The sequence below is a fragment of the Caldicellulosiruptor sp. DIB 104C genome, assembly GCF_028198085.1.
GTDB classification, from domain to species: domain Bacteria; phylum Bacillota; class Thermoanaerobacteria; order Caldicellulosiruptorales; family Caldicellulosiruptoraceae; genus Caldicellulosiruptor; species Caldicellulosiruptor saccharolyticus.
The window spans coordinates 1,713,511-1,725,344 of the sequence record NZ_CP116337.1 but is presented as its reverse complement, the minus strand read 5'-3'; the positions used below and the strand labels follow the sequence as shown (position 1 = coordinate 1,725,344).

General features: G+C 35.5%; 11 protein-coding genes. All 11 read left to right on the top strand.

All coding sequences use genetic code 11. The annotated features are described in order from the left end of the window. The 11 genes from yfmH to murD all read left to right on the top strand — a co-directional run bounded on the left by yfmH (position 1) and on the right by murD (position 11,830). Entirely contained in the window at positions 1 to 1,281 is a 1,281-nt protein-coding gene (yfmH, locus tag PGC14_RS08650) for an EF-P 5-aminopentanol modification-associated protein YfmH (protein ID WP_271628683.1), read from the top strand. Between the two features lie 25 nt (positions 1,282 to 1,306). Continuing rightward, the gene (lgt, locus tag PGC14_RS08645; RefSeq protein WP_039765313.1) at positions 1,307 to 2,110 is read left to right on the top strand and encodes a prolipoprotein diacylglyceryl transferase; all 804 of its coding nucleotides are present in this window, start codon (positions 1,307 to 1,309) and stop codon (positions 2,108 to 2,110) included. Between the two features lie 97 nt (positions 2,111 to 2,207). Further along, positions 2,208 to 2,387 carry a Spo0E family sporulation regulatory protein-aspartic acid phosphatase gene (locus tag PGC14_RS08640; protein WP_039765308.1) on the top strand — a complete coding sequence of 60 codons (180 nt, stop codon included), beginning with the start codon at positions 2,208 to 2,210 and terminating at the stop codon, positions 2,385 to 2,387. A 169-nt stretch (positions 2,388 to 2,556) separates the two neighbouring features. Further along, positions 2,557 to 2,988, top strand: coding sequence for a division/cell wall cluster transcriptional repressor MraZ (gene mraZ, locus PGC14_RS08635; RefSeq protein ID WP_039765306.1), 432 nt, complete (start codon positions 2,557 to 2,559; stop codon positions 2,986 to 2,988). A 26-nt stretch (positions 2,989 to 3,014) separates the two neighbouring features. Then, the gene (gene rsmH, locus PGC14_RS08630; RefSeq protein ID WP_271628682.1) at positions 3,015 to 3,938 is read left to right on the top strand and encodes a 16S rRNA (cytosine(1402)-N(4))-methyltransferase RsmH; all 924 of its coding nucleotides are present in this window, start codon (positions 3,015 to 3,017) and stop codon (positions 3,936 to 3,938) included. A gap of 27 nt (positions 3,939 to 3,965) precedes the next feature. Continuing rightward, a complete protein-coding gene (locus tag PGC14_RS08625; RefSeq protein ID WP_271628681.1) occupies positions 3,966 to 4,460 on the top strand; it encodes a cell division protein FtsL in 495 nt (164 codons plus the stop codon). A 34-nt stretch (positions 4,461 to 4,494) separates the two neighbouring features. Beyond that, entirely contained in the window at positions 4,495 to 6,654 is a 2,160-nt protein-coding gene (locus PGC14_RS08620; protein WP_271628680.1) for a stage V sporulation protein D, read from the top strand. Positions 6,655 to 6,680: 26 nt separating this feature from the next. Next, entirely contained in the window at positions 6,681 to 8,141 is a 1,461-nt protein-coding gene (locus PGC14_RS08615; protein ID WP_039765296.1) for a UDP-N-acetylmuramoyl-L-alanyl-D-glutamate--2,6-diaminopimelate ligase, read from the top strand. Continuing rightward, positions 8,138 to 9,490, top strand: a complete 1,353-nt coding sequence (locus PGC14_RS08610) for a UDP-N-acetylmuramoyl-tripeptide--D-alanyl-D-alanine ligase (RefSeq protein ID WP_271628679.1) — start codon at positions 8,138 to 8,140, stop codon at positions 9,488 to 9,490. The genes PGC14_RS08615 and PGC14_RS08610 overlap by 4 nt, the downstream gene beginning before the upstream one ends. Before the next feature lie 4 nt (positions 9,491 to 9,494). Next, positions 9,495 to 10,451: a phospho-N-acetylmuramoyl-pentapeptide-transferase gene (gene mraY, locus PGC14_RS08605; RefSeq protein WP_039765291.1), complete on the top strand. Its 957-nt coding sequence runs from the start codon at positions 9,495 to 9,497 to the stop codon at positions 10,449 to 10,451. Between the two features lie 17 nt (positions 10,452 to 10,468). Beyond that, positions 10,469 to 11,830, top strand: a complete 1,362-nt coding sequence (gene murD, locus PGC14_RS08600; protein WP_039765289.1) for a UDP-N-acetylmuramoyl-L-alanine--D-glutamate ligase — start codon at positions 10,469 to 10,471, stop codon at positions 11,828 to 11,830. Positions 11,831 to 11,834 lie beyond the last annotated feature (4 nt).

The window sequence follows — 11,834 nt, the reverse complement described above, 5'->3', positions numbered from 1 at the left end:
ATGGAGAGAATATACGATGACGTTTTGCACGAAGAAGTTTATGTAAACTCATATACAAATGGACTAAAAGCGTTTGTTATCAAGAAAAAGAACTTTAGTAAGGCCTTTGCTGGCTATGCTACAAAATATGGATCTGTCGACAGCAAATTTATTCATCCTAAAACAAATGAGATAGTTGAAGTTCCAGATGGAATTGCGCATTTTTTGGAGCATAAACTGTTTGAAGAACAAGAGGGAAATGTATTTGACAGGTTTGCAAAGTTTGGTGCCATGGCAAATGCCTTTACTTCATTTAAAGAGACAGTTTACTATTTCATCTCAACCCAAAACTTTTACGAAAACTTTGAAATACTTTTGGATTTTGTACAAAACCCATATTTTACAGACCAAAATGTTGAAAAAGAAAAGGGTATAATTGCACAAGAGATAAGAATGTATCAGGACAATCCAAATTGGAGAGTGTATTTTAACCTCTTGAACGCCCTATACGTTGAACATCCTGTTAAGATTGACATAGCAGGGACACTTGATAGTATCCAAAAAATTACAAAAGATGACCTTTACCTATGTTACAATACATTTTACCATCCAAGCAATATGATTATTGTAGTATGTGGTGATGTTGACCCACAGAAGGTTTTTGATATGATTGAAAAAATGGAAAAGACAAAAGAATATCAGAGCTTGATCGAAAGAATCTATCCTGAAGAACCCGATAGGGTAAATCAAAAGAGGATAGAGGTAAAGCTGTCTATTTCGACGCCTATTTTTTATATAGGTTTTAAAGACCATTTAAACGACCTTCCACCGTATGAGATGATAATGAAAGATATAGAAACACAAATCTTAGCCGAGATACTCTTTGGAAAGTCCACAGATTTTTATGAGCAGCTTTACAAAGAAGGATTGATCAATCAGAATTTTGGTTTTGAATATAATTGCGAGCCTGATTACTCCTTTTTCATGATAGGAGGAGAGAGCAAGGACCCGGACCAGGTGTACCAAAGGGTGTTAGAGCACATAGAGAATGTGAAGAATAATGGTATTGAAAAGAACGAATTTGAAAGAGCAAAAAAGGTTGTTCTTGGAAATCACTTGCGAAAGTTTGACAATCCAGAAAAGCTATCAGTTGAGTTTATATATAGCTACTTCAAAGGCATAAATATATTTGAGTATGTAAAAGAGATAAATTCAGTGTCCTATGAAAGTTGCCAAAATAGGCTAAAAAACTTTTTTGAGGAAGACAAAAGCTGTATTTCTATTGTTTGGCCGATACAATAAAAAATTGTTGGATGTGAGAAAACAAATGTATGACAACAGTATAGTATTTCCGGGGTTCCACCTTAAGTTTAATTTTAGTCCAATAGCGTTTAAGATTTTTGGCCTTGAAGTTAGATGGTATGGGATAATAATTGCATTTGGTTTTTTATGCGGCTTTCTTGTTTCGAGCTATATTGCAAAAAAGGAAAATGTACAAACAGAAGTTTTACTTGACATTGCAATAATTGCAACACCTGTTGCGATTATATTTGCAAGGGTGTATTATGTATTGTTTAATTTTAAAGAGTTCAAAGATAATCTTCTTAGTATATTTGCAATACGCCAAGGTGGTATTGCAATATACGGTGCGGTGATAGGTGCACTTGTCAGCACTTATATATACTGTAGAACAAAAAGAATAAGTTTTTTGAAGATATGCGACATAGGTGCACATGGTCTTATTTTAGGGCAGGCAATTGGAAGATGGGGAAACTTTGCAAACCGCGAGGCATATGGTTATGAGACGAATCTTCCCTGGCGTATGCAGATTTATAGTGTGGAAGCAGGAAAGCGTATAGAAGTCCATCCAACATTTTTGTACGAATCAGTATGGGATTTTCTTGTGTTTTTTACCTTGCTTATTTTGAGAAAATATAAGAAGAAAGATGGCGAGATTTTAGGGTTTTATTTAATTTTATACTCTATTGGAAGATTTTTTATAGAAGCTCTGCGAACAGACAGTCTAATGCTCGGTCCGATAAGAGTGTCCCAACTTGTTGCAGTAATTTGTGTCATTATTGGATCAACTATTGTTTTAAAATTGAGATTACAATATTTCGACAAAATATAGCAAAAAATCAGTACAATGTATTTTTAGAGTATTTTTGTTGACAAAATGCGCATTTGGTTTTATAATTAAAATACAATCTCTGTAAGATGGTGGGAATATGATAACTGAAAAGATAATGAAACTCAGAGAGAAGCTGGATGAGCTTATAAACAGTAATGCAGATTATGATGCGATATACCATGTCAGTACTGAGCTGGACAAACTGATTTTGGACTACTATAAAGAGCAGAATGAGGTAGTTTTTAAGAAGCTGGTACAAAAAGAGGGGAAGGTCTAAAAACTTTTTTTTAGCAGAGGCGGGGGGTACATTTACAGAAAAAATTTTAAAAGAAAGGCATAAAAATAGGGCGATTGAATTGCCCTATTTTTTTTCTTTTATTGAAGGATTTTTCGAATTGATATAGAATATTTTTATAAAGTGGTTCAAAGTGGAGTAAAGTGGTTGAATGTTAATAGGTGAGTATAAACACGTGGTGGATAACAAGGGAAGGGTAACTTTACCTTCTAAATTCAGAGAAGAACTTGGTGAAAGATTTATATTGACAAAAGGGCTTGACAACTGCCTTTTTGGGTACTCGCTCAAAGAGTGGGCAGTGTTAGAAGAAAAGTTAAAGAAGTTGCCACTTACAAGTAAAGACGCAAGGGCATTTTTGAGGTTTTTCTTTGCGGGGGCGTGCGAATGTGAGGTTGACAAGCAAGGGAGGATACTGATACCACAAAATTTGAGAGAATATGCAAACTTGCAAAAAGAGGTATTTATCATTGGTGTTATGACCAGAATAGAGATATGGAGCGAAGAAAACTGGCAAAGAGAAATGGCAGATGAAAGTCTTTCTGTTGAAAAAATTGCACAGAAAATGGAAGAACTTGGGATATGAGAATTAAACATTACAGGTGAAGAGAGATGTATGAGCACATACCAGTTTTGCTTGAAGAATCCACATCGTATTTAGTGACCAAACCAAATGGGATATATGTTGATGCAACATTCGGTCTTGGAGGACATTCGAAGAAGATACTTGAAAAACTATCAAGTAATGGTTTTCTGATTGCAATAGACAAAGATGAAGAGGCAATAGAGCTTGGCAAAGAAAAGTTTAAGGAATGCAACAATATAAAGATTGTTCATTCACCATTTTCAAGGTTAGATGAGGTACTTAACTTTCTTAGGATTGACAAGATTGATGGAATATTGTTCGACCTTGGTGTATCGTCTTTACAACTTGACAAGCCAGAGAGGGGTTTTTCATACAATAGTGACTCTTTTTTAGACATGAGGATGGACAAGACAAGCAAGCTCACAGCATATGATGTTGTCAACAAGTACTCTGAAAAGGAGCTTGAGAGAATAATAAGAGAGTATGGGGAAGAAAGGTGTGCCAAAAAAATTGCAAAAGAGATTGTAAAAAGAAGGAAACAGAAGCCAATTACAACTACAAAAGAGTTAAATGATTTAATAAACTCGGTTGTCCCGAGACCAAAAGACGGTTCAAATCCTGCAAAAAGAACTTTTCAAGCAATCAGGATTGAAGTAAATGGTGAGCTTGAAGAGATAAAAGTAGCACTTGAAAAAAGTATAAGATTTTTAAAAAGTGGTGGGAGAATTTGTGTTATATCATTTCATTCTCTTGAAGACAGGATAGTAAAGGAATTTTTTAAGTATCACTCACTTGAGTGTATATGTCCAAAGGATATACCAGTTTGTGTGTGCGGGAAAAAGAAAGAGCTGAATATTCTCACAAAAAAACCCATAACCCCTACCAAAGAGGAGATTGAGAGGAACAAGAGAAGCCACAGCGCAAAGCTGAGAGTGGCCGAGAAGATATGAAACAAATTTAAGGGGGTTTTATTTATTATGGCAAAAGAAGCTTCTGTGCTGTATGATGATGATTTTTTAGAGGAACTCAAGAGAAGAGAGGTAGAAGAAGAGATAATTAAAAAAAATGAGCTAAGAAAGGAGATAAGTAAACAAAGAAAGCTTGAGAAATTAAAGTTGGTGAAACGCCTTATATTTGTAAGTGTATTTTGTGGTATCTCAATAATCTTAATGTGCGGATATGTAAATATTACAGCAGAGAGGGCAAAACTTGCAAAACTCCAAAATGAGTTGAAAATCCAAAGTGACATAAACAAAGAGTTAAAACTTCAGATAGATGGTAAGTTTACACTTTCTGAAATAGAAAGAATTGCAACTGAGAAGTACTCTATGACCCATCCTGATTCATCGCAAGTTATTTATGTAACTGTTGACGACAGCAGCAGTAATAATAAGGTTTTGGCAAAGAAAGATAAGGCAAACTATAATAATAGAATATTTTCAATAATAAACTTTATTAAGAAACTATTTTGATTATTTTTAAACTTACAATGGGGGAAGCGAAAGCTTGAAAGAGGCATCGATCAAGATAAAAAAGAGAATTATATTTATGATGGCAATATTTTTTTTGAGTTTTGTATTGCTTGTTGGAAGACTTTCATATCTTCAGCTGATAAAAGGAGAAGAGCTCAAAAAAAAGGCGTTTTCGCAGTGGACCAGAGAAAGGCTTGTTGCTCCAAAAAGAGGTAGTATAGTTGACAGAAACGGCAAGATTTTAGCAATGTCAATCACAGCAGAAACAGTTGTTGCTTCTTTGAGTCAGGTCAAAGACAAAGAGTATACAGCAAGAGTGCTTTCAGGTATTTTGGGTATGGACTATGAAAAGATTTTGAAAAAACTCAATACAAAAGGAGTTTCTGACGTTTACATAGCACGCAATATTGACAAGGACAAAGCAAATAAGATAAGAAAATATGACCTTCCCGGGGTCTATCTTACAGGCGGTGCAAAAAGGGTTTATCCAAACGGGAATTTCTTAGCACAAGTGCTTGGATTTACTGGTGTTGATGACCAGGGGTTAGCAGGACTTGAGCTTTATTATGACAAGTATTTGAGAGGGAAACCAGGCAGCATTGCTGCCCAAACAGATGCAAGCGGGAGGGCAGCACCATTTTCTGAGGAGTTTTTCAAAAAACCTGTTGATGGCTATGACGTTATGCTCACAATTGATGAAACAATACAGCACTTTGCAGAAAAATACGCACAGAAAGCTTTGTATGATAACAAGGCAAAAAGTGTAACAATAATAGTTGAAAAGGTCGAAACAGGTGAGATATTAGCTATGACATCAAAACCTGACTTTGATCCAAACAAGCCTTTTGACCTGCTTTACAAAGACAGATTCCCTGATTTTGATAAACTTCCACAGTCTGAGAAGGTCAAGATTATTCAGTCAATGTGGAGAAACAGGGCACTTAACGATGTGTATGAGCCAGGTTCTACATTTAAGATAGTCACTGCAGCCGCAGGCCTTGAGGAAGGAGTTGTAAATGAAAACTCTCAGTTTTACTGTAGGGGTTATGTAAAGGTTGCAAATGCTATACTTAGATGTTGGCGATACTACAATCCGCATGGTGCAGAAAATTTTGTGGAAGGTGTGCAAAATTCGTGTAACCCAGTATTTATAGAAGTTGGTCAGAGACTTGGCAAAGAAAAACTGTATAAGTATATAAACCTATTTGGGTTTGGGCAAAAGACAGGAATTGATCTTCCTGGTGAGGCGAAGGGCATTGTACAACCTATTGACAAGGTTGGACCAGTTGAACTTGCAACAATATCGTTTGGTCAAGGTATTTCAGCAACACCTATTCAGGTAATTAGTATGATAAATACCGTTGCAAACGATGGTGTTTGGGTCCAGCCTCATATTGTCAAGGCCATTTATGATAAAGATAAGAAAGTAATAAAGTCGTTTGACAATCCACAAAAAAGAAGGGTTATGAATCCTGAGATAGCAAGAAGACTGAGAAGTATTTTACAGTCTGTTGTAACAAATGGTACTGGTCACAATGCTTACCTGTTAGGATATAAAGTTGCTGGCAAGACAGGTACATCACAAAAATATGATAAGACGGTGAAAAGGTATATAGCATCATTTGGTGGGTTTGCGCCAGCTGACAATCCAAAAGTGTCTGTGCTTGTGATTATTGACGAGCCAGACCCATCGCTTTACTATGGCGGTTTGATTGCAGCACCTGTTGCACGTGACCTGTTAAATGATATTCTAAGATACCTTGAAATACAACCACAATATACAGCCGAGGAATTAAAGAAAATTGAATTTTACAAAGAGTATATTGTACCTAATGTTACTGGTATGGACATTGAAAGCGCAAAAAAGACAGTTTTAGACAGCAAATTTAATGTCAAAGTTGTAGGCAATGGCAAAAATGTAATTGACCAAATACCTAGGGCAGGATTTATGCTAAAAGAAGGTTCAACAATAGTTCTTTTTACTGTGCAGAACAATGAATCAGAAGTTGTTGTACCAAATGTGGTAGGGCTGAGTATGCAAGATGCACAGAAGGTCTTGACAAGTAATATGCTTAATATAAAGATAAAAGGGATAAAAGGCAAGGCCATAAGACAGGACCCTCAGCCAGGTACAAAAGTGCCAATTGGCTCAATAGTTGAAGTTGAGTTTGCTGACAAAGAAAATGCTGAATAGAGCTTGAAAGACAAGGGGGCTTTGAGGTGAAAATAAACAAGCTAATAGAAGGTTTGGATATGATTGAAACAAATATAAAAAATTTTGATGAAGATATAAAAGATGTTGCTTATAGTTCAAAAAATGTAGAAGATGGCTTTGCATTTGTGTGTATAAAAGGATTTAAGACAGATGGGCATGAGTATATAGATGAGGCAATAGAAAGAGGTGCAAAGCTTATAATTGTCGATGAATTTTTCGACACCTCAAAGTTGAAAGATAAGGTCCTCTTTATAAAAACCTCAAATACAAGGAAAGCTCTTTCGGTTATTTCTGCTAACTTTTTTGAACATCCATCAAAAAACTTTTTACTCATTGGTGTTACAGGGACAAACGGCAAGACTTCGACCACCTTTATGATAAAGTCAATCCTTGAACAAAGTGGTCGTAAGGTCGGCCTTATTGGAACAGTTAAGAATATGATTGGTCAAAAGGAGATAGAAGCAAAGCACACAACACCTGAATCCTACGATTTGCAGAAACTATTCTTTGAGATGAAAAAAGAAAATGTAGACAGCGTTGTAATGGAAGTGTCATCACATTCGCTTGAACTGCATCGGGTTGATTGTTGTGACTTTGATGTGGGAGTATTTACCAATCTTACCCAAGACCATCTTGATTTTCATGGGACAATGGAAAATTATTTTGCTGCTAAGTTAAAACTTTTTGAGATGAGTAAAAAAAGAGTTGTCAATGTAGACGATGAATGGGGGAGAAAAATTGTCAATATTTATCCGGATTCCGTCACATATGGTATAAATTCTAAAGCAGACGTTTGTGCAATGAATGTAAAGCTTTATGTAAATAAAAACCAATTTGAGCTTTGGCAATTGGACAATAGAGAGCAAGTAACGCTTAATATTCCCGGCATCTTTTCTGTATACAATGCCCTGGCAGCTGCAAGCTGTGCCTATGCGCTTGGAATAGACTTAAAAACAATAAAGGCAGGCCTTGAATCTGTTAAGTCAATACCTGGTAGGTTTGAGATAGTTGAGTCAAATGACAAATTCACAATTGTAATTGACTATGCACACACGCCAGATGGGCTTTTAAATCTTATGAAGACAGTGGATGAGGTTGCAAAAGGAAGAAAGGTGCTTCTTTTTGGCTGTGGAGGCGACAGAGACAGGACAAAAAGGCCGATTATGGGTGAGATAGCTGGGAAAATGGCTGATTTTGTGATTGTCACATCTGACAATCCGCGGACTGAAGATCCGATTAAAATAATAGAGGATATTCTTGTGGGTTTGCAAAAGACAAACGCCGAGTATGTAGTTATTCCAGACAGATTTGAAGCAATCAAATATGCTATAAAAAATGCTAAAGAGAATGACTTTATTGTCCTTGCTGGCAAAGGTCATGAGACTTACCAGATACTAAAAGATAGGACTATTCACTTTGATGAGAGAGAAGTTGTGAGAAGTATCTTGGAGGAACTAAAAAAATGAGTCTTTGGCTGTCAGAAATTGCAGAAACATTGCACACGAACATAGAGAATTTCAGGGATGATGTATTAATAGAAAGCTTTTCAATTAACAGCAAAAACATAGGCAAAAACACACTATTTATTCCATTAAAAGGAAATAAATTTGATGGACATGATTTTATTCAAGAGGCAATAAGCCGAGGAGCTATTAGTTTTATTACACAAAAAGATGTTAACACAGAAAAAAGCTGCCCGTATTTAAAAGTAGAGGATACATTAAAGGCCATGCAGATTTTGGCTAAAGCTTACAGGGAGAAAAGAAAAGATCTTATTGTAATTGGAATTACAGGAAGTGTAGGCAAGACAACAACAAAAGAATATGTATTTAATGTGTTGAGTAACAAATTTAGGTCGTATAAAAACGAAGGAAATTTTAACAATCATATTGGGCTTCCGTATTCTATATTGAACATTCCTGATGAGGCAAAAGTGGCCACTTTAGAAATGGGCATGAGCAATTTTGGAGAAATATCTTTTCTCTCGAAAATTGCAAAACCTAATATAGGAATAATTACTAATATTGGAGTTGCACATATTGAGAATCTTAAAACAAGATACAATATCTTTCTTGCAAAGTCTGAGATACAAGATGGTATGCCAGAGGATGGAATATTAATTGTTAACAATGACAATGATATTTTATATTCGCACAAGCATGAACTAAAAAGAAGAGTTGTGACAGTTGGCATTGAAAATGATGCAGACTTTAGAGCCGAAGACATTCAAAAAGTAGACAATGGATTTTTCTTTGTGGTAAGTAATCACAAGTATTTTATAGAAAGCTTTAACTTTCATGATATCTACAATTCACTTTTTGCAATCGCAGTTGGCGAAATTTTGGGAATTGAGAAAGAGGCAATTGAGAAAGGGATATTGAAAAAATGTGGGCTTAGAAGAAGGTTTGAGGTAATAAAGAAAAATGGGGTGACAGTTGTAGACGATAGTTATAATGCAAGTACACATTCGATGATGTCTGCAATAGATGGTGTTTGTGGTTTTAGTGGCAAAAAGATTTTAGTACTTGGAGATATGTTAGAGCTTGGTGAATTTTCTGAACAAGAGCATAGAAAAGTTGGTAAATACATAGTGTCAAAGCCAATTGATGTTATCATTTGTACTGGTAAAGATGCTTTTTATATATTTGACGAGGTGAGAAAAAACAGCAGCAGTATAAAGGCTTATTATGCCTCAAAGGAGGAATGCCTTAATATTCTTAAAAAAGAAATTGAAAAAGAGGCGATTGTGCTATTTAAAGCATCACGAGGTATGAAGCTGGATGAACTTGTAGATAACTTTCTCAGGGGGCTTTAAAAATATGCTTGACGTTGATACAATACTTGCAATTATAATCTCATTTTTGATCGTACTGATTGTAATGCCAATTGCAATTCCGTTTTTAAGATATTTAAAATGTGGTCAGGTAGTCCGTGACGACGGACCACAAACTCACCACAAAAAAAGTGGTACTCCAACAATGGGCGGACTTGTAATATACTTAAGTATTTTGATAACTTCCTTGCTATTCTATAAAAAATATCCACAAATAGGAGCACCGCTTGTTTGTGCATCTGCCTTCGGACTGATTGGCTTTATTGATGATTTTATAAAAGTTGTTTTGAAAAGGTCGTTGGGGCTGCGTGCACGTGAGAAGTTGGTTTTGCAGTTTTTAATTAGCATAACATTTTTGTATATTGTAAAAAAGTATTTGGGCACCGATGTCTACATACCCATTTTGAACAGGTATGTAGATTTGAACTGGGCATATATACCCATAATGTCAGTTCTCATGGTGTTTACCGTGAATGCTGTTAACTTGACAGATGGGCTTGACGGACTTGCAAGTGGTGTTACTCTTATTGTAGGTTTATTTTTAGCAATTGTTTCAATTTTTTCAAAAAAACAAGACATGGCAATCTTCAGTGGAGCAATTGTAGGCAGCTGTATGGGGTTTTTAAGATACAATGCACATCCTGCAATGGTGTTTATGGGAGATACAGGGTCACTGATGCTTGGAGGAGCAATTTTTTCAATTGCTGTTATGCTAAAGCAGCCCGTCTTGGTGATGATAATAGGGGGGCTTTATATCATAGAGGCTATTTCTGTCATGTTACAAGTGATGTATTATAAGCTTACAAAAAGGCGAATATTCAAGATGGCACCTTTACATCATCACTTTGAGCTTTTAGGATGGGATGAGGCGAAGGTTGTTGTTGTATTTTGGATATTCACAATCATCTTCTGTTTAGTGGCTTTAGCAATAATACAAATATGAATTGGAGGTATTTAAAATTGGATTTATTTGGCAAAAAGGTTCTGGTCATCGGAATGGGAAAAAGTGGGATATCATCAGCAAGATTTTTAAAAAAACATGGCGCTTATGTTGTTGCATTTGATGAGAAAAGAGAAGATGAGATGAAAAACCAACAAAAAGAAACTATAAAAAAATTTGCGGATGAACTTTACTTTAATGATTTACCAGATGCTGTAGTAGATACATCTGACATGGTGGTTATAAGTCCTGGTGTTCCCCTTACCAAAAGATATATTACACTGGCACACAAGAGAGGAATTGAGGTAATTGGTGAGATAGAACTTGCATATAGATTCTGTAGAAGTAAAAATATAGTTGCAATCACAGGCACAAATGGTAAAACCACAACTACAACCCTTGTAGGTGAGATTTTAAAAAAAGCTTTTGACAACGTAATTGTTTGTGGCAATATTGGTTTTCCTTTTATTGACTATGTTGAAAGTTCAACTGATGATACTATCTTTGTTATAGAGATTTCAAGCTTTCAGTTGGAGACAATTAAATACTTCAAGCCAATGGTTGGGTGTATTTTGAACATAACGCCTGACCATCTAAATAGGCATATGAATATGGAAAACTATATAAGAGCAAAGATGAGAATATTTGAAAATATTGACCAAGAAGGTTACTCTGTGCTTAATATGGACAACAGTATAACAAGGGATTTGATAGGTTGTGCAAAAGGCACGGTAATAACATTTTCAAAAAACGAGTCAGATACACAAAACAGCGTTTTTGTTGATGGAGATTTTATATACCGTAACTTTTTAGGTAAGGTAGAGAAAGTGATGAGAAAAGATGACATATTTATGCCAGGTGAGCACAATTTAGAAAATGCTCTTGCAGCAATTGGCTGCGTTCTGCCTTTTGAAATACAACCTTCGATCATTGAAAAAACTCTTAAGGAGTTCAAGGGTGTCGAACACAGAATAGAGTTTGTGAGAGAGATAAATGGTGTTAGATTTTACAACGACTCTAAAGGCACAAATACAGATGCTTCTTCAAAGGCTTTAAATTCGTTTGAAGTGCCAATAATCTTAATTGCAGGTGGTTATGACAAAGGAGAGAGTTTTGAAAAGTTTGCAAAGCTAATTTCACAAAAGGTCAAAAAGGTATTTTTGCTTGGTCAGACAAAACAGAAAATAGCAGATCAGCTTCAAAAAATAGGATACTTAAACTTTGAGTTTGTAGAGGATTTAAAAGAGGCAGTTAAAAAGAGCTTTGAGATTGCAAAAGAAGGTGATGTGGTTTTGCTATCACCTGCATGTGCAAGCTGGGATATGTTTGAGAGTTATGAACAAAGAGGTAGACTTTTCAAACAATATGTAAATGAGCTTTGAGTTT